Source organism: Acinetobacter sp. A3 (assembly GCF_012371415.1).
Lineage (GTDB): Bacteria > Pseudomonadota > Gammaproteobacteria > Pseudomonadales > Moraxellaceae > Acinetobacter.
This window is the reverse complement of record NZ_JAAZQW010000001.1, coordinates 178,795-203,104: the sequence shown is the minus strand read 5'-3', so window position 1 is coordinate 203,104 and position 24,310 is coordinate 178,795. Positions and strand designations below refer to the sequence as shown.

The following is a 24,310-nucleotide window of genomic DNA, read 5'->3' as shown; positions in this document are numbered from 1 at the left end:
CAGATATAAAAATAAGTCACATAGGACGGGTTTAGTGCTTAAACACAGTATATTCTTGCGTATTTATGCAGGGTTGGTAATTTTGGTCGCCATAGTCGCTATTCTGGGCTACTTATTGGTGCAAATTATCAACTATCAGCGTGCGCAGGAATATCGTGAATCTTTGACCGATGGTATGGCATATATCATCAGTGAAGGCATTGCACGGCAGCAAAATGAACAGCAAAAGAAAGACTGGATTTCTGATGCTTCCGATTTGCTGGAATTGCCCATTTACTATGTGCAGGCAGACAAAGTTGATTTGTCGCGCGCAGAGCTGAGACGAATAAAAGAGCGTAAAGCCGCTGTGCGCTATGATGCCGAAAATATGATTGCCTATATTATTTTAGGCATGAAAGATGATCCTAATCATTATTTATACATCAAGGCAGATAAAATTACAGAACGGCAAATGAAAGCATTGCCTATTTTTGTTTTAGATTATTTGGTGTATTACCCAGGTCAAGAAAAAGAATATCTGGCCAAGATTCAGCAGCATTTTTCTTACCCGATCAATATTAAAAATATTCAGGAATTACCGCTCGATTCTGAACAGATTGGGCGTTTAAGACTCGACCATAGCATTATTTTATATCGTGACAATGCCACAGTGCGTGGAACCACCATTTCAATTGTCTCGCCAATGCCGAACTCACCCTCAGAAGTGCTGGTTTTAGGGCCTGTACCGTTGTTTAACTGGATGCCATTCCAGTTGGCAGCAGGGATTACCTTACTGAGTATGTTTATGTTGAGTTTGGGTGTATATGGTCTGATTTTGCCAATGCAGCGTAAAATTCGTGAAGTGAACTATGCCTTAAACCGTACCAAATCGGGTGATTTAAACATGCGTTTACCCGTAGATGGTGCCGATGAAATGGCAAGTTTGGCATCTAGCTATAACAGCATGTCAGACCATATTCAGCGTTTGATTGAAGCGCAGCGTGAGCTGATGCGTGCGGTATCGCATGAACTGCGCACACCTGTAGCACGCATCCGTTTTGGCATGGAAATGCTGGCAGAGGAAGATGACTACGAGTACCGTTTACAGCAAATGGAAATGATTGATAAAGATATTGAGGCACTGAATACCTTAATTGATGAGATCATGACATACGCCAAGCTGGAACAGGGCATGCCATCTTTAGAAATTGAAAAGATTGTTTTACTGGAAGTCTTGGAACAGGTTGCCACTGAAACTGAAGCCTTAAAAACCCAGAAAGATATTCAGTTGATTGCCCCACCAGATACTTTAGAAGTGGAAGCAGAACGCCGCTACCTACATCGTGTGGTGCAAAACTTGGTGGGCAATGCCGTGCGTTACTGTGACCATAAAGTGTTGGTCAGTGGTGGTATTAATCCGCAAGGAATGGCCTATGTTTGTGTGGAAGATGATGGCCCAGGAATTCCGGAACAAGATCGCACACGTGTCTTTGAAGCCTTTGCGCGTTTAGATGACAGTCGTACCCGTGCATCGGGTGGTTATGGCTTGGGGCTGTCGATAGTGAGCCGTATTGCGTACTGGTTTGGCGGTAAAATTGAAGTCGATCAAAGTCCAAATTTAGGCGGAGCACGTTTTACCATGAGCTGGCCAGCCAAGCGTTTTAGCAAAGTGAAAAAGAAAGGGTCAGTAGAGAAAACGACAGATTCATTGACGTGATTTGAGTTTTAAAGTACCCCTTAGCAATAAAAAACCAGTGCAGTTCAAGGCACTGGTTTTTTATATCTAGGTTTATAAATTTAGCTTAACTTAATTCTTTATATTGTTGATCAGCCTGTTCAAAACGCGCTGTTACTTCCTGACTTGGTGCTTTGCCCAATAAACTCACCACCACAATTGCAAGCCATGAACAGATAAAACCTGGAATAATTTCGTAAACATCCGTATCTGCGCCTAAGTTTTTCCAAAGAATGACCATGGCTGCACCCACAACCATCCCCGCCAATGCGCCATTTAACGTCATACGTTTCCAGAACAAAGAAAGAATGATGAGCGGGCCAAATGCAGCACCAAACCCTGCCCATGCATAAGACACTAGCCCGAGTACTTTTGCTTCAGGGTTACCTGCCATCCAAATGGCCAATAATGCAATCATCAGTACCATGCCACGACCGACCCAAACCAATTCATTCTGTGAGGCATTTTTGCGTAAGAAAGATTTGTAAAAGTCTTCGGTTAAGGTACTTGAGCAGACCAAAAGCTGACAGCTTAAGGTACTCATGACTGCTGCTAGAATTGCAGCCAAAACCACACCTGCCACCCATGGATTAAACAAAATTTTTGTCAGTTCCATAAATACGGTTTCAGGGTTGGCATTGACCACACTTGCAAGCTCAGGATGTTGTTGGAAGTAAGCGATACCAATAAAACCTGCTGCAACAGCACCGCCTAAACACAGGGTCATCCAAGTCATACCAATACGACGTGCTTTAGGAATAGATTTCACAGAATCTACGGCCATAAAACGCACTAAAATATGTGGTTGTCCAAAATAGCCTAAACCCCATGCCATCAGAGAAAGAATCGCGACCCAACTTAAATCTCCCATAATATTTAAGGCTTGAGGGCGTGCTGCTTCTAAAGCAAGTGTGACTTGGCTGAGGTCGGAAAAACTGAGCAGGGTGATAATTGGCGTGAGCAAAAGCGCAAAAATCATGAGGCCTGCTTGAATGGTGTCTGTCCAACTGACAGCCAAAAAGCCACCAATAAACACATAGCTGATGGTGGCAATCGCACTAATCCACAATGCTGTGCTATAAGACAGATCGAACATGCTTTCAAATAGGCGTGCACCTGCGACCATGCCTGATGCGCAATAAATGGCAAAGAAAATTAAAATCACGCAGGCAGATACGATGCGCAGCACTTTCTTTTGGTCATTGAAGCGATTTGAAAAATAGTCGGGCAAGGTCAGTGCATTATTTTGCACTTCGGTATGTACCCGTAAGCGACCTGCAACCAATAGCCAGTTGAGGCATGCACCTATAATCAGACCAATGGCAATCCACATTTCAGACAAACCAGACAGATAAATAGCGCCAGGCAAACCCATGAGCAACCAGCCACTCATATCGGATGCGCCTGCAGATAATGCCGTGACCAGACTTCCTAAACGACGACCACCCAAAATATAGTCGGAGAAGTTGCGGGTTGCACGGTAGGCCAATAGCCCAATCATAAGCATGGCAATAATATAAAATAGGAAGGTAATGATGGTGGGGTTGAGTGCGCTCATAGGGTATCCATTTTTGGGTTGGACAGTCGATAGAAAAATGCAAAGGGTGAAGTCGGGCAGTTTAGTCGCTCAAAGTGGTCTGTACATGCGCTTCATCTACCAAGTTGCTTCCATCAATAAACGCGAAATTTAACCATACATTAAAAAATATTTCAGTTTTATTTCTTCTTATGCATAAAAATAGGCAGCTTAATAGCTGCCTATTGAGTTGATTTATAAATTGAATTAATTGTTGCGACCCATCACGCCACGAATGGTATTCAAGACATCGGCAGGTAAAACCACAGTTTTAGCATTGTTGGATTTCGCCATATCTTGCATGGCTTTCACATATTGTTCACCCAACAGATACGCTACAGGAATTTCTTTATCACCCACTGCTGAGCTGACCATTTCAATTGCACGTTGTGAAGATTCAGCCAAGACAACCTGTGCTTCTGCATCACGACGTGAGGCTTCCAAACGACCATCGGCTTCTAAAATAGCAGCTTGTTTTTCACCATCTGCTTTGGTCACTGTCGCACGACGTTGACGTTCAGCCGCAGCCTGTTCTTCCATAGCCGCTTGCATGGTGTGTGATGGTTTAATATCCTGAATTTCTACAGTTTTAAGGGTAATCCCCCAATCTGAAATATCGTCAGAAATGGCTGCTTTCAGTTTGGCTTTAATGTGATCACGTGAAGACAAGGCATCATCTAAATCCATTTCACCCACAATCGAGCGCAGCGAAGTTTGCACTAGGTTTTGAATCGCCCAAGTATAGTTTTCAATGCCGTACACCGCTTTTTCTGGTGTAGTCAGGTTGATATAAGCCACAGCGTTCATAAGCAGTACTGCGTTATCACGGGTGATCACTTCCTGAGATGGAATGTCTAAGACAATGTCTTTGGTGGTGACTTTATAAGCCACTTCATCTACATACGGAATGACGAAGTTTAAACCAGGAGCAAGGGTTGTGTGGTATTTACCCAAACGCTGCACGATCCATTTATAACCTTGCGGAACAATGCGCACACCTTTAAAAATAGTAATACTGACAAAGGCTAAAATCGCTAAAACAATAATAGAACCACCAGACATTTTAATTTCTCACTTTTTCGTTGTCATGTGTGCTGTGATGCGGCTGCACCACTAAATCATTACCCAAAATATCAATCACGCGAATACGGTCACCCACTTGCACAGGGCTGGTGGTACGGCAGTTCCACTCATCTGAACCAAGTACAGGCATTGGAAAACGGACTTTAATTTGGTCATGCTCCAAATTAATTTGAATCACCATGCCAATTTGTCCAATGGTGGCTTCGCGTGACAGGCCTGCTTTGGTTTTATCGGTAGATAGGGGCTTAATAAATTTAAACCAAGCCAAAGTACAGAGTACCGATAGGATAATCCACATCACCAATTGCGTGGTGGTGCTCATCATGGGGAACATCCAATATAAAATACCCACCATGATTGCCCCGACGCCAAACCATAAGGCGGCAAAAGCAGGCAACATGAGTTCGGAGAGCATTAACAGAACGCCTAGTACAAACCAGTGCCAAGGTTCAAGAACGAATTCCATACATCTACTCGCGTATTTTTACTGTGAATTGAAACTGTTAGTGTGATGTGTGCTGGCATCATGGTTAGATGATATTTTGCACTTTCATCACTTTAACAGATCAATAAGTTTCTGAATATTAAAAAAATCACTGAAATTTAAAATTTCGGACGTGGTGCTGGTTTTAATGCAGCCGGTGATTTTTTAAAGTTCTGAATCGCTTGCTGGATGGCACGAATTTTAAGTTGTGCCGCTTTTTCACCTTCCAAAATAGTTTGGTTACTGGCTTTTAAATCGAGCGTGCCAATATGGCCGACTTTGGGTTGAATCACGATATTGGCTTGAGCCAGTTCCTGATTGATACTTTGCTGCCCCATAATATTTAGGGTTTGATCGAGTAAACCCCACATATTTACAGGTTGATTACCTGTTGGACGTGCTGAAATATCAACAGCAATCACCAAGTCTGCCCCCATGGCTTTGGCTGTTTCTACAGGAATCGGACTGACCAGACCGCCATCGACATATTGTGTTCCGCTAATGGTGGCAGGTACAAAGACATTCGGAATACTGCAAGATGCACGAACGGCTTGACCTGCATTGCCTTTAATAAAGTCGGCTTTGCGGCCATTATCTAAACGTGTGGCAACGGCAGCAAAACGAATTGGAAACTTTTCAATCGGTTTGTTGGCCACGTGTTGATTGACATAATCTTGCAGTTTTTGTCCTGCAACAAAACCTTGACGGCTTAATGTTAAATCACGAATGTCAGATTCTTTAAATGTCAGGGCAATGTGCTGAAGCTGATAAGGACCTTTACCACTGGCATATAAACTGCCCACAAAACTGCCAGCACTGGTGCCTGTAACAATTTTAGGTTTAATACCGTGGGATTCTAAAACTTTAATTACACCAATATGGGCAAAACCTTTGGCACCGCCACCACCAAGTGCCAGTGCAATGACAGGTTCACGAGCCTGAATCGGTGTCGTACTTGGTGGTGTTTTTGTCGTTTTATCGCAGCCCGCTAAACTCAGGGCAAGTACGCCCAGCAAAGAATAATGAAGAAATCGCATATCAGCCAATTATAATCAGATCAAACAAACTGGTGACCATCTCAACAAAAAATGAAAACTTTGACTAGCCTTTTTTCAAAAGCTTTTGTAACGGTTTGGCCAGCCAATGCGGATTTTTAGCCGAAAACTTACCGGTATAGTGTTGATAAATGGCTTCTAAATCTTGACCATAATTCCCTGTAGGATGAAACACCCCCAAAATATGAATGGTTTTGTGGGCATAATCAAAAGAGAACATCACAATGGGGATGTTGGCACCATGGGCAATATGGTAAAAGCCACTGCGGATATTTTCAGCCTGTTTGCGTGTACCTTCGGGCGCCATACCAATCCAGATTTTTTCTTTTTGCCGCACAATTTCAATAATGTCTTGCGTATGACCTTGTGGAGAATGACGCACCACAGGAATTACCCCAATCCAGTTTAAAAGTGGTTTGAGCGGTGTTTCAAACAACGTATGTTTGCCAAAAATGGTAATTTGAATACCCAGACCAAGTAGTGCGGTGAAACCGTGCCAAGCATCAATGTTTGACGTATGCGGAGAAATAATAGCAACGGCTTTGGGCAAGTTTGGAAATTCACCCACCATTTGCCAGCCTTGAGCCAAAAAGATATTTTTAAATACAGCACGGCTCGAGGCTGTACCACGTTGCGGAACTTGGTCTGGTAATTGTGGAAATTGCCGTGTCGTACGTGAAAGTGGATTGGTCATTTTCATGGGGGCAGTGTCATCCTGACGTGCATAAAGAACAACGATGTAGATGCCATATCATGACGCATGCATCTAAATCTATTCAAGATATTAGACTTTCGCTTTGTCTGATTCATTGGCAAAATAGTCGAAATCTGATGATGAAAATGATGAAAAATAACAATCCATGATTCAAAATTTTAGTGCAGTACTGCGCTATTTTGATTGATTACCAATATTTTGATTGAGAAGCCATGCCCAACTTGCGCCAGACCTATTTGTTACTGTTCTCTTTATATTGGGCGCAGGGTTTACCTGTTGGGTTTATGACCCATGCCTTGCCTGTTATTTTACGGGCGCAAGGTGTGTCTTTAGCGCATATCGGTGGTTTTGGTTTATTGATGTTGCCGTGGTCAATTAAGGTATTTTGGGCACCTTTGGTTGATCGTTTGGGTTATCAACCGCTAGGGCATTACCGTAGCTGGATTTTACCTTGTCAGTGGCTTAGCGTGTTGGTACTGATTGGGCTGTCGTTTTTACCCATTGAGTCTTTAAATCATCCTATTTATTTGTGGGTGTTTTTTGTGGCTTTGCTGAGTATGAATTTAGTCGGTGCTACGCAGGATATTGCCACCGATGGTTTGGCCGTCAATATTTTACAGGCCAAGCAGCAACATTGGGGCAATACTTTTCAGGTGGTTGGCTCTCGACTTGGCTTTATTGTTGGCGGTGGTGCAATTCTGTGGGCATTGGACTGGCTAGACTGGCAAAAAACTTTTTTGATTTTGGCGGCATTGGTTTTTTTAAATACTTTACCTATTTTGCTGTTTAAAGAACCACAGCATGCTTCCAAGCGAGCACTTGCTCAACCTTTGGTCAAAATGTCATTTCGCGCACGTCTTGCTGCTATTCGGGAATATCTACAATATTTTGTAGAAACACCTGTGTTGTACGCATGGCTCTGGGTCTTGCTCAGTTTTAAAATTGCTGATGGTCTTTCTGGCCCATTACTGAAACCGTTAATGGTCGATTTAGGTCTAAGTTTTTCTCAAATTGGTATTTATGTGACCATGTTGGGTGCTTTAGCGGCTTTGTTAGGCGCTGGCATTGCGGGCTTGATGCTGAAATGGTACTCACGCATGCAAGCCTTGCTCATTTTTTCGGTACTGAAAATTTTGAGTTTAGCGGCCTATGCTTATTTGGCTTGGCAATATGAACAGCAAACTCACGTTCCACACTGGCTCATTTACAGTATTAATGCGGCAGAAGACTTGTGTTCTGCCATGTTATTGGTGGTCATGCTGACCTTAATTATGCAATACAGCCGTAAGCAATACGCAGGCACAGATTTCACATTTCAGGTGGCCATTATGGCAACCATCAGTGGAGTGTTATATACATTGAGCGGTATTTTGGGCGATGTTTTAGGCTATGCCCATTACCTGATGCTGATTTGTGTGGTGGCATTGTTATGTCTTGTTCCGATTTTGAAATGGTCAAAAAAGGCCAAATTACCCCATCCTGATTATTGATTAAATTGGCAATCAAGAACAGCAAGTTTAATGATAAATATAAGATAAATTTATAAAAATTAATTTATTTTTATCAATATGACAGCGCTGTAACATCTGTTGCAAATGATTTCTCAGGATGAAACAACATGAAAACTCAACTTGCAACAGCGCTTGCGCTTAGTCTTTTTTCAGGTGCTGTATTTGCAGCGCCGTCATTTTATGGCGAGATTGATGTCTCGATTGATTATCTGCCAGAAGATAATCGGGCAGGGGTGAATCAGCGTGATGTGGTGGAAATTAACTCGAATAGCTCTTTTGTTGGGCTAAAAGGGGGAGAAAAAGTTACAGAGCGTTTAAATGCACTGTATCAGGCAGAATTCACCATTCATGTAGATGATGGAGAATCCAATTCAGATACTTTTGTGCCACGCAATTTATTTGTTGGGCTTAAAGATGCGCAATTGGGTACGGTCAAAGTCGGCAAAATTGATACACCGCTGAAACAACTTTCTGGTGCGATAGATAACTTTAATAACTACGTTGATAACAAAGCCGATGTAGCAGGTATTTTTACAGGTGAAAACCGCATAGATAATGTTGTGGTTTATGAATCGCCTGCATTTAAACTGAATGATGCACAGCTAAAAGCAACACTGTTTTTGGCTTCAGGTGAAGCTTCTGGTATTGCCAAAGGCAAGGGTGCATCTAAAGTGACAGGTCGTGGTTTAGGAGATGCTTTTTCGAGTTCACTGGTTTATGACAACCAAACAGTGTTGCTTGGTGTGGGGTATGACAAAGCAATTCCATCCAATTTTGCAGGTGGGGGTATTTTAAATACCAAACAGGGTGAAATTGGGGAAGTTAAGGCCATTTTTGCCGCAGCAGATACCCTACGTGCAACTGGCCGAGTGAATTTAAATCACGGCGTTGCACTAAAGGCTTTATATCAAACTTCGGAAGTTGCTGCAGTTGCGGGGAATGATACGCGAGCCGCCACAATTGATGATTCTGAAGGGTGGTTAATTGGTGCTGAATATAATCTGTCTGCTATAAAGGCATGGACACTGAAAGCACAATACAGCCAAAATACAACTCGCTTTAAGGGCGCACAAGCAGACTTTGATGCACAGCAACTATTCGCAGGGGCAGAGTATGCATTGAATAAACAGCTGAAAACTTATGCTTATGCAGGTTTACTGACCTTAGAACAAGGGCCAGCAGAAACCAAACAGCCTGTTGTGGGCACAGGGTTTGAATATAAGTTTTAAATTTTTAAAGAGCAGGGTGTTGTATGACAGCGCCCTGTTTTGACTTCTGAAATATGTGTATTAAGTGAATATCAATAAAAAAGCGACCCTGACGGAGTCGCTGGAGTATAAGACGCATCTACATTGTGCATGATACGTAACTAAATTTTTATGATGGATGCAAATTATTATTTGCGCATTCAGTGCATCACCGAAGCAGCGGGTACAGTATAAATCTAAATTATGACAATACTGCGACAACTTAAGTCGCATGGGTGTTTTTAAACCGATCCCGTGTGAATCTACTAAGCGCGATAAGGCGTATTAATGGCTTGTGTCCATTGCTGTTTGCTGCAACGTGGACAGACGACATTGGCATGTTCGAGTAAACTGACATGACCACAATACATACAGGCATAGTAGGTATGCGGTTCTGTACGGTGAATGGCTTGGCAGGCTTTAGGGAATAACGGCAAGCCGTATCGTGTTGCTTCGCCTAGAAAAAATAACATGCTGAATTTGCCATCACTTTCCAGTAAACCAACACGCACCTGACCTAAATGTTCAACTCCTTGCTGGCGCATTTCTGCAAAGAATTCATCATGCGACATTTTGCCCAGTTTAATCTTTTCTAAAACCAGTTCACCATCTTCTACAATATAAAGTGATTTGCCCTCCACCAAATCTTCAAAGGCTTGGTATTTCATCATTAACCATGTAATGAGGCGATACATGGCAATCACCACCGCCATGACCACTAAAGCATGTACCAATGGCAAATCTTCGGTAAACATCGGGTCGCCAGCAATAGACCCGAGCGATAAAATAATAGCCAATTCAAAAATAGACAGTTGGCGTACGCCACGTTTACCTGTTAGCCGTAAAAATATAATGATCATGCCAAACATGAGTGCGGCACGAATAATCAATTCGGCAACAAAGACCCAAGTGGTGTCGTGAATAAAAATCTGCTGCACGTCCATGCGTTATACTCATTAAGATGCTTTTAGCAATGTAGCAACTTTAACTTACTCATTTTTTAGTGTTTTTGTGAAGTTTATAAGTGGCTCTGCTACGGGAGAAACCAATCAAGCCGTGACTATGCGAGTTGTATGCATGACGGCATAATACAATTTACCTTTTACTTTAATTTTAACTATGACTTTTGCATTAAGCGCTACACCTCAAACGGTGCTTGAAGTTACACCACAGCATAAAAAACTAAATGTGTTGATTGAGCAGATTGAACAGCAAAAACGGTTATTGCTTGCTTGGCAAAATGCCAAAGATGAAATTCGTGCTTATAGTCAAAAGGCGTTGATGCCTGCTTATCGTGAGTTATATCGCACGCTGTATGAGCAGATGCAGACGCTGTGGAATAGCCTCAGTCATTACCATTTAAGTAAGTCAGATACGGTAACTGTTGAAGATAAAATTCAGGCACTCACTTGCTTGTTGCAAGGTTCGCATTTGTTAACCCAAATGCAGGTAGATGAAGTGGAAAAGATGTATATTTACTATGCACAGGCAAGTGAATATAGCCAGAATAAAAAATCTAAGCAGAAATCTAAAAAGAAAATGGAAACGTCTTTTGATGTGCCTGAAACTTTAGATACTGAAAATGAAAGTTATGATGAAAATTGGAACAGCGAACAATATCAACAAGTACGAGAGCAGGCCAAGTTAAAACGTCAGCAAGATAAGCAAGCTCAAGCTGAAAAGATGGTGAATCAATCGCTTAAAATGGTTTATTTAAAAATTACCTCGATTATTCACCCTGACCGTGAACCTGATGAATCTAAGAAAGCAGAAAAGACTGAACTTTTACAACGTGCTAATGCGGCTTATGAACAGGAAGATTTATTCTTTTTACTGAAACTGCAGCTTGAAGTAGAACAAAGTAAACAGGGTACAAATAAAGGTTTAAGTGTGGAGCAAGTGAAGTTTTACCAACAGGCTTTAGAAGCCCAAAGCCAAGCCTTGCAAAATCAAATTCAGGAATTGATTAACTCACTGGTTTGGTCAAATAAAGCCAAAATTGCGGTGCAGAAATCCAAAGGACAATTGAATATTGCTAATTTATATAAGCAGATTGATGCGGATGCATCTGCGGTGAAGCAACAGCTTAAAGCGGAGAAGCAACGGCTAAGTTTTATGGGGAAAGAGAGTGGGTTGGAGATGCTGTTGGAGCATCAGGTTTTATGATTTACCTCTAACTTAGCGAGAGAGGTAAATATATGGAATAATCTTATTTACTACGCATAGCCTCAATGATTTTTAACAGAGCATCTTGCATTTGCCCAGAGGTAGCTGTTGATAAGTCAATTTCGAGTAAATTATCTATAATTTGAATTTTTTTGCCGCTCATAGGCTTTGTTGCACAAAGATTTCATAACTATATGATTTTAAAAGTTTTGATTATTTTTTGATCCAAAATTAAATTTATTTAAATCAGATGCTTACATATTTATGCAACAAAGCCGTTGATAAATCTAAAATAGATTTATCAACAAACTTTAAAATTCTTCTATTTTGCGTTATAGATTCTAATACAGACATGAAAAAAATCCCCTCAATTATGAGAGGATTTTAGCTTTATTTTTAATATTTTAGCAATAAATTAAAGCGCCGCAATTTGCTCCATATTCGCTTTAATCTTCGCTAACTGGTCAGCAAATTCAGCAAGTTTCACTTTCTCGCCTTCAACCACAGCAGCAGGGGCTTTCGCCACAAAACCTTCATTCGCAAGTTTAGTTGCAATTTGGGCATGCTGTTTTTGAACCTTGTCTAAATCTTTTTGTAGACGACCCAATTCCGCTTTAGGGTCAATTAAGCCCTTCATTGGAACGAATACAGATACGTGACCAACGACAGAAGATGAAGACAATGGTGGTTGTTCGCCATCTGCCAAGAATGTAATGCTCTCAACTTTTGCCAATGCTTTAAACAATGGTTCAATGCGTGCGATCTGTGCTTTTTCAGCATCAGTTGTGTTTTGAAGCAGAACAGGCAACAAACGTGCATTACCTAGACCCATTTCACCACGAATGTTACGCACCGCACCAATCAAACCTTGTAACCATTGCATATCTGCTTCAGCTTGATCATTGATGAGCGCTTGCTCAGCAACAGGGTATTGCGCAAGCATGATGGTTTCACCACCCAAGCCAATCATTGGTGCAAGTGTTTGCCAAATTTCTTCAGTCAAGTACGGCATGATTGGGTGTGCAAGACGTAAAGATGCTTCCATCACTGCAAGTAATACACGGCGAACTTCGGCTTTACGCGCTTCTGAAACATTTTCGTCATTCAGAACAGGTTTAGTCAGCTCTACATACCAGTCGCAGTATTCATTCCAAATAAAGTCATAAATTGCTTGCGCAGCCAAGTCTAAACGGTAGGTTGCAAACGCTTGGTGAACAGCCTGTTCTGCCTTTTGTAAACGGCTGACAATCCACTGCTCAGGCAACTCCCAAAGGTCTTGACGTACTTCTTGGCCTACAGTTTGACCTTCAACATTCATTAATACAAAACGGGTTGCATTCCAGATTTTGTTGGCAAAGTTACGATAACCTTCAACACGTTTCATGTCGAACTTAATGTCACGGCCTGTGTTTGCAAGTGCACAGAAAGTAAAACGAACTGCATCTGTACCGTATGCTTGAATACCTTCAGGGAATTCTTTACGGGTCGATTTTTCAATCTTCGCTGCTTGTTTCGGGTTCATCAAACCTGTTGTACGTTTTTGTACTAAAGTTTCAAGATCAACACCATCAATCAAATCTAATGGATCAAGTACGTTGCCCTTAGATTTAGACATCTTCTGACCTTCACTGTCACGTACCAAACCGTGTACATACACAGTTTTGAACGGTACTTGTGGTGTGCCATCTTCGTTTTTCATGAAGTGCATGGTCATCATGATCATGCGCGCCACCCAGAAGAAAATGATGTCAAAACCAGTCACCAATACATCAGTCGGGTGGAAGGTATTTAAGAAATAGTTTTCTTTATCCTTCGCTTCGTCACCAGTCCAACCTAAGGTTGAGAATGTCCAAAGTCCCGATGAGAACCATGTATCGAGTACGTCTTCATCTTGGTTCAATTCAACATCGGCAGGGATGTTGTTTTTCGCACGAACTTCAGCTTCGTCACGGCCAACAAATACATTGCCTTGCGCATCGTACCAAGCAGGAATACGGTGACCCCACCACAATTGACGTGAGATACACCAGTCTTGAATGTTGTTCATCCACGCCATATACATATTGCTGTATTGCTCAGGCACGAACTTGATACGACCATCTTGTACTGCTTCAATTGCAGGTTGTGCAAGAGGAGCGATCTTCACATACCATTGGTCTGTCAATAATGGCTCAACGATCACACCTGAACGGTCACCACGAGGTGGCTTAAGCGTGTATGGTTGGATTTGATCTAACCAGCCTTCAGCTTCTGCTTGTTCAACTAACTTTTTACGTGCTTCAAAACGCTCTAAACCAATGTAGTCTGCAGGTGCAGCAATGGTTTTAGAAATTTGCTCGCCCGCTTTTGCGATGTACTCAAACTCAGCCAATACTTCCGCATTTTTATTGAAGATGTTGATGATTGGCAATTCGCAGCGTTTACCCACTTCATAGTCATTGAAGTCGTGTGCAGGCGTGATTTTCACACAGCCAGTACCAAATTCTTTATCCACATATTCATCTTTAACGATTGGAATGGCACGACCTGTAATTGGCAGGATGATGTTTTGACCTACCAAATGTGCATAGCGTTCATCATCTAGCGCAACAGCAACAGCTGTATCACCTAACAACGTTTCAGGACGAGTGGTTGCAACGACGATGTGATCTTTGCCATCGTGCGTACGCAGTGACTTGTCTTCAAAGAAATATTTAAAGTGCCACAATGAACCTGCTTCTTCTTTATCTGATTCAACTTCTAAGTCAGAAAGTGCAGTTTGTAATTTTGGATCCCAGTTAACCAAGCGTTTACCACGGTAAATTAAACCTTCTTCGTGTAATTTCACGAAAACTTCTTTCACCGCATTCGATAAGCCTTCATCCATGGTGAAGCGTTCACGTGACCAGTCTACCGAAGAACCTAAACGACGGATTTGACGGGTAATGTTGCCGCCAGATTGTTCTTTCCATTCCCAAACTTTTTCAATGAACTTTTCACGGCCTAAGTCGTGGCGGCTGATGTTTTGTGCACCCAATTGACGCTCAACCACCATTTGCGTGGCAATACCTGCGTGGTCTGTACCTGGTTGCCATAAGGTATTTTTACCCGACATACGGTTAAAACGAGTTAGGGCATCCATAATGGCATTGTTAAAACCATGACCCATGTGCAAGCTACCAGTGACGTTTGGCGGCGGAATCATGATACAGAATGATTCACCCTTTTCAGACGGCTTGAAATAGCCGTTGTCTTCCCAAGTCTTGTACCATTTTTTCTCGATCTCGGTTGGATCGTAGGTTGTAGCAATATTTTGCGCTGAATCAGTCATAGTAAGAACAGGTTAAAAGTGAATAAAAAATTGCGTCTATTGTAGCAAAAAAATTGCCAGCTAAGCGAGATTCAGCATCGTCAAACTTCTTGCAATTGGCAGTTGGGCAAACTCATCGTATGATGAGCAACAGGGATGATAAAAACTTGAAGATGCTCATTGCATATTACTCGGTTTTAAACTGAGGTTAAGCAAGGAGTTTTAAAATAGATGACAACACATCAATACGGTCAAAATAGGCAAGTTCAGTTATGACTTATGCTGTAGCATTAAAATTAAAACCAGAAACCTATCAAAAATTTCAACAATTGCATCAACAGTTCAATGCAGGTGAAACCGAAAGTTTGGCCAAACCTTTAGGAGCAGTCTTAACCGAAATTTCCTGTGAAGTGATTGAACAGTTGTTTGGTGAAATGTCACGCTCTAAACATGCGCTAGACAATGAGTCTGAAAAAACCATTCAACAGGTAACCGATACCATGCAAAAATATATGCCGTGGTCGGTTTCATTTTTTGGCAATGAACGCTTAACGCCTATGGTTAATTATTTGGCCGAGATGATGGATCAACAGGCAGGTCAGGCAGTTTTAACCTATCCTGTAGATAGCATTTTAATCAAAGAAACTTTAGGTAATATTGAGCAGATTAAGCAGGGCAACAGTGCCTATATTGACCCTGCCTTTAAAGGATTTGTTCAAATTATTGATCAAGGCGTAAGCTGTTTAATTCGTGATCCGAAAAAAATGCTGAAATTTAATTTGGTGGTCGATAAAACCTTAAACGGTGTGATTCAGTTAACCACGCAACTGGGCTATAAACGTCTGGAAAAAATGGGTAAGCAATTTGATTTAGAAAGTGCAGAAATTTATTCGAACCATTTTCTTGGTTTTTTACAGCATCCTGCACAGCTGAAAGCTTAAATTTTAATGACTTAGATTCTTCAATAACGCGGACAAACGGTTATGGCAAAACGAGAAAATTTAGAACATAAAGTGGTGTGGATTACAGGCGCATCTTCAGGAATTGGTAAGGCACTGGCCAAAGAATGTGCTTTACAGGGTGCGCAAGTCATTTTAACAGCACGCCGTTATGAAGAGTTGGAAAAAGTACGTGTGAGTTTATTAAACCCTGAACGCCATCTTTCAGTCTGTGCAGACATCACCAATGAAAGTCAGGTTTTGCATGCTTATGAGCAAGTTTTGGCACGTAAAGGGCGGATTGACTGGTTAATTAATAACGCAGGTTTAAGTCAGCGTGCCTTAATTGCAGATACCACCATGCAAACCGAACGCACCATTATGGAAGTCGATTATTTTTCACAAGTATTTCTGACCAAAACAGTCTTGCCGACCTTTTTACAGCAAAAACACGGGCGCATTATTTTTGTATCTAGTGTTGCGGCATTATTAGGTACTCAATATCGTGCTTCCTATTCAGCAGCGAAAAGTGCCATTCACATGTGGGCCAACAGTTTACGTGCCGAAGTGGCAGAGCAGGGGGTACAGGTCTCGGTGATTTTCCCAGGCTTTGTGAACACCAATGTATCTTTTAATGCGCTTAATGGTGAAGGCAAGCCACAAGGGCATCAAGATGAAGCCATTGAAAATGGTTTAGATGCAGATGAATTTGCCAAAACCACAGTAAAAGCCTTGATGGCAGGGGAAGAATATATTGTAGTGGGTGGTGCTAAAGAAAAGCTGGGTGTATTGGTGTCTCGATTATCACCAAGCGCTTTATATAAAATGATACGTAAGACTAAGGTCAAGTGAGTTAAAGGCTCTCAGTATCATCATCTAGATGATGATACTGTTTTCATTTTAGTGTGCATGAGGAAGTGTGATGGAAGAATGAATCGCCGTGCCATAAGCAAAGACTTCGACCATGCCGCCTTGCATCCCTAATTCTGTGGTACTTAAACGCAGTCCCATAATTTGAGTTGCACCTACTTTTTCAGCTTCAAGTTTTAAGCGCACCACTGCTTCACGACGTGCACGCTCAACAATGCTTTCATAACTGGTTAAACGACCACCAAAAAAATTCTGGATGTTGGCAATCACAAACTTAAAATAATCATGTGAAATCACCACATTACTGTGTACTAATTGCCCAGTCTGGGTGCTGGTTTGAAAACGGCTGTTGTCTACCCGAATATAGCTTAAGCGCTGTTCTTGCTCTGCCAAATATTTGAAATGTTTGCGCTCATTATGTCGACCAAAGCCAAAACCAACAGCAAACAAAACAGCAAAGACAATAATTTGTAGAATCAAATTATCCATGTGGTGTTATCCCCATCAAATCAACTCAGCCTTAATTTTGCACAGGGAAAGGGTTTGGAAGTTTAGGGATGTCAGCTTCAACTACAACCGCAGTGCCGTAAACGAACAGTTCCGAAGCACCTTGCGCAATATTGGATGTAGAAAAACGTATTCCGACGATGGCATTTGCACCTAAACCACGTGCTTTTTCAATCATACGGTTCATGGCTTCTTGACGGGACTCTTCTAAAAGTTCGGTATAGGCAGTTAATTCACCACCCACAATATTTTTAAGTCCAGCCAATAAGTCACGCCCAACGTGTTTACTGCGCACAGTGCTGCCATACACCACATCAATTTGGCGGGAAATTCGATGCCCCGGAACAGATTCAAGATTACTGAGTAACATAATTTTTTGAGTGAAGATAAACGAATCTACTGAAGATATGAAATGTACCTCAAAAAAGCAATAAAAAAGCCCACCGAAGTGAGCTGATTTAGGTCTTTGTAAATGGTGTGGTTTCACCATCTAATTATGTTTTGCTGTACTAAATTACTGCGCTTTCCGCTCAGCCGATGATGCAGGTTGTAAAGTTGCATCTGAAGTATTGGCTTTTACACCGCCACCTAAAGATTTGTACAACTCGACCTGATTGTTCAGATTGGCTTGCTCAAGTAGCAACAAACCTTGCTCTGCGGCATAAGCGGTACGCTGAGCGTCCAATACGGTTAGGTAGCTGTCAATCCCTGCACGGAAACGTGCATTAGAAAGCTTATAAGTTGTGTTGGTTGCTTCAACCAAGCGTTTTTGAGCAGCTAAACGGTCCCCAATATTTTGACGAACTGCCAAGGCATCATTCACTTCACGGAATGCAGACTGAATTGACTTTTCATAATCTGCCAAAGCAATTTGCTGATCGGTTTCTGAAATTTTGATGTTGGCTTGGCGTGTACCCCAATCGAAAATTGGCAGGTCTAGACTTGGGCCAACTGCCCACACAAAGCTGCCCGATTTAAACAAATCACTTAAATCTGTCGACGCATATCCAGCATTGCCTGTTAGGCTGATGCTTGGAAATAAACGTGCTTTGGCCGCACCAATGTTAGCTCCTGCAGCAGACAGTCGGTACTCGGCAGTACGGATGTCGGGACGGTTGGTCAGCAAGTCACTTGGTAAGCCTGCACCCATTGCATTGTTTTTCGTAATGCGGGTAACACGCTGTGCAGGTAGCAAAGTGTTTGGAACAGGTTCACCCACCAGCAAGTTCAACAAGTTTTGTGCTTGGGCAACTTGGGTTTTGTAGTTAGCAACATCATTACGTGCCGTTTCTACAGAAATTTGCGCCTGACGCACAGGCAGCTCGCTATCAATACCAACATCAAAACGCTTTTTGTTCAGATTGTAAGATTCAAGTTGCGTTTTTAACGTCTGGTCTGCCAGTTTTAAATTGGCATTGGCAAAAGAGTAGTTCAGCCATGCTTGTGCAACCTGACCAATCAGGGCAATTTGCGTGGCATCACGTGAGCTTTGAGTTGCCAAGAAGTTATCTAAGGCATTGTCTTTTAAGCTACGCACACGTCCCCAAAAATCCAGCTCATAGGCAGTAACACCTAAGCCGACGTTATAACGGGTATGTGTACCTAATCCATTGCCCTGATCTTGACGTAGTACGCCACCGCTAGCACCAATGGTAGGCAATTGGTTGTTTTCTGTAATTTGATAAGCTTGCTGCGCACGCTGGATGTTCAGGGTTGCAGTGCGCAAATCACGGTTATTGTTCAGTGCCATATCTAGCACTTGCAATAAGCGCTGGTCGGCAAAGAAATCTTTATAGCCTTGTTCGGCAACCGATGTACCCGTTGCTGTTGCAGTATAGCTGCTCGGAATACTCGCCTGAGCGACGGGCTCTGGCCCACGCATGCTTTGACAGGCTGTCAAAGCAAGCGCAAGGGCAGAAACCGCAATGCCACGGCCTGTAAGAGACCATAAGTTTTGCATCACGATACATGCTCCTGTTGATTTTGTTGTTTTGGTTTGTATTTAAAGATACTTCTGATCCAAACGTAGAACACTGGAATAAAGAAGATCCCTAACAAGGTTGAGCTAATTACACCGCCCAAGACTCCATAACCGACTGAATGTTGGCTACCTGCACCTGCACCAGATGAAAGAGCAAGTGGCAATACACCAAAACCGAAGGCAAGGGTGGTCATAATAATTGGACGTAAACGCATTTTTGCAGCATGCAAAGTGGCTTCAAATAGGTCTTCACCTTTTTCTTGTAGCTCTTTGGCAAATTCTACAATCAAAATGGCGTTTTTCGCAGACAAACCAATCACAGCAATAATTGCCACTTGGAAGTAAATGTTATTGGATAGGTTCGGGTTCTTGAACAAGATCATGCCCCCAAAGGTGAGCAATAATGCCCCGACAATCCCTAACGGTACGACCAAGAGTACTGAGAATGGAATAGACCAGCTTTCATACAAGGCTGCCAAACACAGGAATACAATCAGTAAAGACAACGCATACAAGAACGGTGCTTGGTCGCCCGATTCACGTTCTTCTAGCGATAAGCCTGTCCACTCATAGTCAAAGCCATTTAAGCCCATAGACGGTAATTTAGCGACAATTTCTTCCATGGCTTGCATTGCTTCACCTGAGCTGACGCCCGGAGCAGGTGCACCCTGAATGTTCTTGGCAGATACGCCGTTATAGCGTTCTAAGCGCGGCGAACCATAAGTCCACTCACCTGTTGCAAAGGCAGAGAACGGTACCATTTCACCACGGTTATTGCGCACATACCACTTGTTTAGGTCTTCAGGCATCATGCGTGAGTCTGATTCAGCTTGAACATAAACTTTTTTCACACGACCACGGTCAATAAAGTCATTGATGTACGAACCACCCCAAGCCATGCCCATCGTGCTGTTGATTTCAGCAATGCTGACACCTGCTGCACCTGCTTGCGCCTGATCAATCAGAATACGGTACTGTGGTGTATCTTCCTGACCATTTGGACGTACGCCCATTAAGCGAGGGTCTTTGGCTGCTTCACCCAAGACAATGTTACGTGCCATGGTGAGTTTTTCGTGACCATTACCTGCAGCATCTTTCAGCTGTAAGTTAAAGCCTGCACTCACACCCAATTCAGGCATTGCTGGCAGCTGTAATGGCATGATGTAGGTCGCATCTTTCACAATCATGTTCAGCGCCATACCACGTTGAATAATGGCACCCACTTGTGATTCTGGACTTGTACGTTCACTCCAGTCTTTTAACTTAATGAATGCCATACCAGCGTTCTGACCAACACCCGAGAACGAGAAGCCAGAAACACTAAACACCGACTGCACATGCTCTTTTTCATTTTCTCTGAAGAAGTTAGTCATGCTGGTCATAGTGGCATCAGTACGTTCCAAAGTCGCATTTGGTGGGAGTTGCACCAGTGTCATCACCACACCCTGATCTTCATCAGGTAAGAACGATGATGGAAGTTTCTGGAACAACAACACAATAATACCCAACACCACTGCATATAAAATTCCTGAGAAAATTTTGCTGTGGGTCATACGGTCTACACCGCCTTGATACTTGACCGAAATCTTATCAAAGCTACGGTTAAACCAACGGAAGAAACGGGCAAATACGCCGTTGCTTTCAGGTTTGTTTGGATCATGCTGTTTGAGAATGGTGGCACACAGGGCAGGGGTAAAGGTCAAGGCAACAACCAGTGACAGCAGCATGGCAGTCACAAGGGTGATTGAGAATTGACGATAAATAACCCCTGTTGTTCCACCAAAGAATGCCATTGGAATGAACACCGCAGACAGTACTGAGGTAATCCCGACCAGTGCACCTGAAATCTGTTTCATGGACTTTTCAGTCGCAGCCACAGGATCAAGATGTTCTTCCACCATGACACGTTCTACGTTTTCCACTACAACAATCGCATCATCGACCAGAAGACCGATGGCGAGTACCATGGCAAACATGGTGAGGGTGTTGATGGAGAAACCAAACATATTGATCACGGCAAAAGTACCGAGAACCACCACAGGCACAGCCATGGTTGGAATAATGGTGGCGCGCCAGTTCTGTAAGAACAGGAACATCACAATAAATACCAAGATGATTGCTTCAATCAGCGTTTTAACCACACTCTTGATTGAAAGTTCAATAAATGGCGTGGTATCAAACGCCAATTCATCCTTTAAACCCGCAGGGTAGTTTGGACGTAATTGTTTTAAGCGTTCTTCTACAGCAGCAGCGGTATCTAGCGCGTTGGCACCAGTAGACAATTTAATTGCCACACCACCAGCAGGTTTACCGTTGTATTTAGAAATAAACTGATAGTTGTCTGCACCAAGTTCAATACGTGCTACATCACCCAAGCGAACTTGAGCACCTGAAGCGGTATTTTTGAGGAAAATATTGCTAAATTGTTCAGGTGTTTGTAGCAAGCTTTGTGCAGTAACCGTTGCGTTCAACGCCTGACCTTGAACAGATGGTGCACCACCCAATTGACCTACAGCTACCTGAGCGTTTTGGGTACGAATGGCTTGTGCAATATCACTTGGTGTAACTTGCAAGCTTGCCATTTTGGCTGGATCCATCCAAATACGCATGGCGTATGAGCCACCAAATACTTGTACTTCACCTACACCTGCAACACGGCTAAGCGGTTCAGAAATGTTGGAGTTGACATAGTCTTTAATGTCATCTGCAGAAAGGCTTTCATCTGGCGAGTAGAAGGCTATAACCTGTAAGAAGCTTGCACCTGATTTGGTGACTTTCACCCCTTGACGTTGTACGTCATCTGGCAATAAAGCTGTTGCAGATTGTAGCTTGTTCTGTACTTGAACCTGTGCAATATCAGGGTCAATCCCTTGTTCAAAGTTCAAGGTAATTGATGCAGAACCATTCCCCGCACTGTTCGATGAAATGTAGCGTAAACCATCCAAACCATTCATTTGCTGCTCAATAATTTGAGTCACTGTATTTTCAACAGTTTCAGCAGATGCACCCGGATAAGTCGCAGCAATGGTGACCGTTGGCGGTGCAATGGTCGGATATTGAGCAATTGGCATGTTGGTGAGGGTAATAATCCCCGCCAGCATGATCACCAATGAAATCACCCACGCAAAAATGGGGCGATGAATAAAAAAGTGTGCCATTGAAGTCTACCCCTTATGCATTTGAAGTAGCTTTTTGTTCAGTCGCTTTAGCTTCTGATGCTGGTGCTTGTTTTGCATCATCTGATTTTGCTGGTGCAGCAGGTGCACCTTGCGGGGCAGCGCCTTGAGGTTGATACGGTTTAGCCACAACTTGCTGTTCAGGTTTTACTTTGGCAATCCCTTCAACAATGACTTTATCGCCAGTTTGCAAACCTTCAGTCACAATCCAGTTGTTGCCTTGTGAGCCTACAGTGGTCACAGGACGAGGCTCAACCACTCCTTTTGCATTCACGAGCATCACCATCGCCTGACCTGTTGGGGTGCGGCTAAGTGCAGCTTGCGGAATTAAAATCGCATTAGGAATAACACCTTGCACAATTTGTGCCGTGGCGAACATACCTGGCAACAATAAGTGGTTGGCATTTGGGAAAACCGCACGTAAGGTCACAGTACCTGTTTCAGGATTCACACTGGCATCAGAGAATGCTAAACGGCCTTCAATCGGGTAATAGCTGCCATCTTCAAGTTTTAATTTAACTTTAGTGTTGTTGCTGCTGTTTAGGCTGCCCTGACTGAGTTGCTGACGTAAACGTAACAGCTCAGCACTGGACTGATTGATGTCTACATAAATTGGGTCTAAACGCTGAATGGTAACCAATGGTTCAGCTTGACTGGCAGTGACTAAAGCACCAGCCGTCACAGTAGAGCGATTCGTTTGCCCAGAAATAGGTGCACGTACAGTTGAATAGCCTAAGTTAATTTCAGCATTGCGAACTTCTGCCTGAGTAGCTGCAACGTCTGCTTCGGCAAGTTTTACCTGAGCCACAATATCGTCATATTCTTGTTTGGAAATGGCGTTGCTGCCCACCAGTTGACGATAACGACCTTCTTTTACCCGTAGCACATTTAACTGTGCTTGTTGGCGGGTTAAAGCCGCACGTGCGCTGTCTAATGAAGCACGATTGGTACGTGCGTCAATTTCATAAAGCGCCTGACCTTCACGTACATAACTGCCTTCGGTAAATAAGCGTTTCAAAACAACGCCACTGGTTTGTGGGCGAACTTCTGAAATTTCAAAGGCAGTGGTACGACCAGACAATTCAACAGATTGCTCAACGCTTTGTGGTTGTGCCACAAGCACGCCAACCTCAGTCGGTGGCATTTGCTGGGCTGCACCTGCTTGCTGTGCATCTTTTGGATCTTTGCTACAACCCACAAGCGCTAAACTTGTGGCTAATGCGCAAGCAGTCAGGGCAGGTGCCCAAAGCTTTGCAGACATCATTTTTTCACCTCAATTAGATTTTTATCTAAACTTATGTATTGGTTTGCATTGCAGATATTTCGTGCAAAACAGATACCACAATGTGATCCAAATAAAACTTATGCTCCAACCGGAGAGGACATCTGAAGGATAGTGCACTCCCAGATATACACGGGAAATACCCATCAGCACCATCCACAACGCTGCACATACGGTTAAAATTCTATGCGCTGGATGTTGCAAACTTAGGTAAATGACTAAACAGCCTAAGCTTGCGGCATAAAAGCTATGTGCACTAGGAAATGCTGCCCCATAACTTTCTACCAAATGTAATGCTTCAGGCGGGCGTGGGCGGGCAATTACAGATTTGAGCAGCCACGCAATCGCTATACTTCCAAACAGTCCTACACTGATAAAAACAATTTTTGTGTATTTTTTATACCATGCCCAGTAGAAACACCATAGGCTGGATAAAAATAATACAAATGGCATGCCACCCAATACAGAAAGTAGCTGCGCCAATTGATTCAAATGTGCGGTGCGTTGCGTACTTAAAAACTCTACAAGTGCAAAATCGAACTGTTGCAAACTTGCAATATTGAGTACTAACACACTGATAATAAATAGTAAACTACCGAGATAGAGCAGTTTTTTAGGCATGCTAAAATCTCCGAAAGTTTAACCGATTTGAGCACGGTTGATGAATGGATTAAAGTGTACTAACCAGTACACTTTATTTCAAGTCAATGGAAATG

The 24,310-nt window shown here is 42.8% G+C and carries 19 protein-coding genes; 6 read left to right on the top strand and 13 right to left on the bottom strand.

Translation table 11 applies throughout. The annotated features are described in order from the left end of the window. Window positions 1–34: 34 nt before the first annotated feature. Window positions 35–1,696 (top strand): sensor histidine kinase BfmS, encoded by a 1,662-nt coding sequence (gene bfmS, locus HHA42_RS00960; RefSeq protein ID WP_286428313.1) that lies wholly within the window; start codon window positions 35–37, stop codon window positions 1,694–1,696. Between the two features lie 85 nt (window positions 1,697–1,781). On the opposite strand, the gene putP is transcribed toward bfmS, so the two are convergent. From putP to HHA42_RS00935, 5 genes are all read right to left on the bottom strand, one after another. Further along, window positions 1,782–3,272 (bottom strand): sodium/proline symporter PutP, encoded by a 1,491-nt coding sequence (gene putP / locus HHA42_RS00955; protein WP_168419338.1) that lies wholly within the window; start codon window positions 3,270–3,272, stop codon window positions 1,782–1,784. Window positions 3,273–3,497: 225 nt separating this feature from the next. Then, window positions 3,498–4,352 (bottom strand): SPFH domain-containing protein, encoded by an 855-nt coding sequence (locus tag HHA42_RS00950; RefSeq protein WP_168419337.1) that lies wholly within the window; start codon window positions 4,350–4,352, stop codon window positions 3,498–3,500. Between the two features lies 1 nt (window position 4,353). After that, window positions 4,354–4,839 (bottom strand): NfeD family protein, encoded by a 486-nt coding sequence (locus HHA42_RS00945; RefSeq protein WP_168419336.1) that lies wholly within the window; start codon window positions 4,837–4,839, stop codon window positions 4,354–4,356. Between the two features lie 137 nt (window positions 4,840–4,976). Next, on the bottom strand, window positions 4,977–5,894 hold the full coding sequence (locus HHA42_RS00940; protein WP_168525090.1) for a patatin-like phospholipase family protein: 918 nt from the start codon (window positions 5,892–5,894) through the stop codon (window positions 4,977–4,979). Between the two features lie 64 nt (window positions 5,895–5,958). Next, window positions 5,959–6,612: a 1-acyl-sn-glycerol-3-phosphate acyltransferase gene (locus HHA42_RS00935; protein WP_168419334.1), complete on the bottom strand. Its 654-nt coding sequence runs from the start codon at window positions 6,610–6,612 to the stop codon at window positions 5,959–5,961. Between the two features lie 227 nt (window positions 6,613–6,839). Here HHA42_RS00935 and HHA42_RS00930 point away from each other — a divergent pair, with 227 nt between their 5' ends. Further along, window positions 6,840–8,117 (top strand): MFS transporter, encoded by a 1,278-nt coding sequence (locus tag HHA42_RS00930; protein WP_168461209.1) that lies wholly within the window; start codon window positions 6,840–6,842, stop codon window positions 8,115–8,117. A gap of 128 nt (window positions 8,118–8,245) precedes the next feature. Then, entirely contained in the window at window positions 8,246–9,367 is a 1,122-nt protein-coding gene (locus HHA42_RS00925) for a porin (protein WP_168525088.1), read from the top strand. A gap of 284 nt (window positions 9,368–9,651) precedes the next feature. Here the strand turns inward: HHA42_RS00925 and HHA42_RS00920 are convergent, their stop codons facing one another. After that, on the bottom strand, window positions 9,652–10,329 hold the full coding sequence (locus HHA42_RS00920; RefSeq protein ID WP_168525086.1) for a YetF domain-containing protein: 678 nt from the start codon (window positions 10,327–10,329) through the stop codon (window positions 9,652–9,654). A gap of 175 nt (window positions 10,330–10,504) precedes the next feature. On the opposite strand from HHA42_RS00920, the gene HHA42_RS00915 reads away from it, so the two are divergent. Beyond that, on the top strand, window positions 10,505–11,551 hold the full coding sequence (locus HHA42_RS00915; protein WP_168461205.1) for a molecular chaperone DnaJ: 1,047 nt from the start codon (window positions 10,505–10,507) through the stop codon (window positions 11,549–11,551). 415 nt (window positions 11,552–11,966) lie between these two features. Here HHA42_RS00915 and HHA42_RS00910 read toward each other — a convergent pair whose 3' ends face one another. Then, window positions 11,967–14,861: a valine--tRNA ligase gene (locus HHA42_RS00910; RefSeq protein ID WP_168525084.1), complete on the bottom strand. Its 2,895-nt coding sequence runs from the start codon at window positions 14,859–14,861 to the stop codon at window positions 11,967–11,969. A gap of 251 nt (window positions 14,862–15,112) precedes the next feature. Between HHA42_RS00910 and HHA42_RS00905 the strand changes: the two genes are divergently transcribed. Beyond that, window positions 15,113–15,781 (top strand): hypothetical protein, encoded by a 669-nt coding sequence (locus tag HHA42_RS00905; protein WP_168417995.1) that lies wholly within the window; start codon window positions 15,113–15,115, stop codon window positions 15,779–15,781. Window positions 15,782–15,823: 42 nt separating this feature from the next. Continuing rightward, window positions 15,824–16,630, top strand: a complete 807-nt coding sequence (locus HHA42_RS00900) for an SDR family NAD(P)-dependent oxidoreductase (protein WP_168417996.1) — start codon at window positions 15,824–15,826, stop codon at window positions 16,628–16,630. Window positions 16,631–16,678: 48 nt separating this feature from the next. Here HHA42_RS00900 and HHA42_RS00895 read toward each other — a convergent pair whose 3' ends face one another. The 6 genes from HHA42_RS00895 to HHA42_RS00870 all read right to left on the bottom strand — a co-directional run bounded on the left by HHA42_RS00895 (window position 16,679) and on the right by HHA42_RS00870 (window position 24,215). Beyond that, window positions 16,679–17,137, bottom strand: a complete 459-nt coding sequence (locus HHA42_RS00895; protein ID WP_168525075.1) for a heavy metal-binding domain-containing protein — start codon at window positions 17,135–17,137, stop codon at window positions 16,679–16,681. Window positions 17,138–17,168: 31 nt separating this feature from the next. Further along, the gene (locus HHA42_RS00890; protein WP_168525073.1) at window positions 17,169–17,525 is read right to left on the bottom strand and encodes a YbjQ family protein; all 357 of its coding nucleotides are present in this window, start codon (window positions 17,523–17,525) and stop codon (window positions 17,169–17,171) included. 144 nt (window positions 17,526–17,669) lie between these two features. Beyond that, complete coding sequence (gene adeK, locus HHA42_RS00885) at window positions 17,670–19,115, bottom strand: multidrug efflux RND transporter AdeIJK outer membrane channel subunit AdeK (RefSeq protein WP_168525145.1); 1,446 nt, start codon at window positions 19,113–19,115, stop codon at window positions 17,670–17,672. Continuing rightward, window positions 19,115–22,294 (bottom strand): efflux RND transporter permease subunit, encoded by a 3,180-nt coding sequence (locus tag HHA42_RS00880; RefSeq protein ID WP_168525071.1) that lies wholly within the window; start codon window positions 22,292–22,294, stop codon window positions 19,115–19,117. The genes adeK and HHA42_RS00880 overlap by 1 nt, the downstream gene beginning before the upstream one ends. Before the next feature lie 13 nt (window positions 22,295–22,307). Then, the gene (locus tag HHA42_RS00875) at window positions 22,308–23,576 is read right to left on the bottom strand and encodes an efflux RND transporter periplasmic adaptor subunit (RefSeq protein WP_168418000.1); all 1,269 of its coding nucleotides are present in this window, start codon (window positions 23,574–23,576) and stop codon (window positions 22,308–22,310) included. A 21-nt stretch (window positions 23,577–23,597) separates the two neighbouring features. Beyond that, a complete protein-coding gene (locus tag HHA42_RS00870; protein ID WP_168460878.1) occupies window positions 23,598–24,215 on the bottom strand; it encodes a phosphatase PAP2 family protein in 618 nt (205 codons plus the stop codon). Window positions 24,216–24,310 lie beyond the last annotated feature (95 nt).

Bases quoted from the DNA above. Each gene is read 5' to 3' on its own strand.
- HHA42_RS00870 (WP_168460878.1), bottom strand. From the start codon at position 24,215: ATGCCTAAAAAACTGCTCTATCTCGGTAGTTTACTATTTATTATCAGT.
- HHA42_RS00940 (WP_168525090.1), bottom strand. From the start codon at position 5,894: ATGCGATTTCTTCATTATTCTTTGCTGGGCGTACTTGCCCTGAGTTTA.
- HHA42_RS00920 (WP_168525086.1), bottom strand. From the start codon at position 10,329: ATGGACGTGCAGCAGATTTTTATTCACGACACCACTTGGGTCTTTGTT.
- HHA42_RS00905 (WP_168417995.1), top strand. From the start codon at position 15,113: ATGACTTATGCTGTAGCATTAAAATTAAAACCAGAAACCTATCAAAAA.
- HHA42_RS00950 (WP_168419337.1), bottom strand. From the start codon at position 4,352: ATGTCTGGTGGTTCTATTATTGTTTTAGCGATTTTAGCCTTTGTCAGT.
- HHA42_RS00875 (WP_168418000.1), bottom strand. From the start codon at position 23,576: ATGATGTCTGCAAAGCTTTGGGCACCTGCCCTGACTGCTTGCGCATTA.
- putP (WP_168419338.1), bottom strand. From the start codon at position 3,272: ATGAGCGCACTCAACCCCACCATCATTACCTTCCTATTTTATATTATT.
- HHA42_RS00890 (WP_168525073.1), bottom strand. From the start codon at position 17,525: ATGTTACTCAGTAATCTTGAATCTGTTCCGGGGCATCGAATTTCCCGC.
- HHA42_RS00900 (WP_168417996.1), top strand. From the start codon at position 15,824: ATGGCAAAACGAGAAAATTTAGAACATAAAGTGGTGTGGATTACAGGC.
- HHA42_RS00895 (WP_168525075.1), bottom strand. From the start codon at position 17,137: ATGGATAATTTGATTCTACAAATTATTGTCTTTGCTGTTTTGTTTGCT.
- HHA42_RS00910 (WP_168525084.1), bottom strand. From the start codon at position 14,861: ATGACTGATTCAGCGCAAAATATTGCTACAACCTACGATCCAACCGAG.
- adeK (WP_168525145.1), bottom strand. From the start codon at position 19,115: ATGCAAAACTTATGGTCTCTTACAGGCCGTGGCATTGCGGTTTCTGCC.
- HHA42_RS00935 (WP_168419334.1), bottom strand. From the start codon at position 6,612: ATGAAAATGACCAATCCACTTTCACGTACGACACGGCAATTTCCACAA.
- HHA42_RS00880 (WP_168525071.1), bottom strand. From the start codon at position 22,294: ATGGCACACTTTTTTATTCATCGCCCCATTTTTGCGTGGGTGATTTCA.
- HHA42_RS00930 (WP_168461209.1), top strand. From the start codon at position 6,840: ATGCCCAACTTGCGCCAGACCTATTTGTTACTGTTCTCTTTATATTGG.
- HHA42_RS00915 (WP_168461205.1), top strand. From the start codon at position 10,505: ATGACTTTTGCATTAAGCGCTACACCTCAAACGGTGCTTGAAGTTACA.
- HHA42_RS00945 (WP_168419336.1), bottom strand. From the start codon at position 4,839: ATGGAATTCGTTCTTGAACCTTGGCACTGGTTTGTACTAGGCGTTCTG.
- HHA42_RS00925 (WP_168525088.1), top strand. From the start codon at position 8,246: ATGAAAACTCAACTTGCAACAGCGCTTGCGCTTAGTCTTTTTTCAGGT.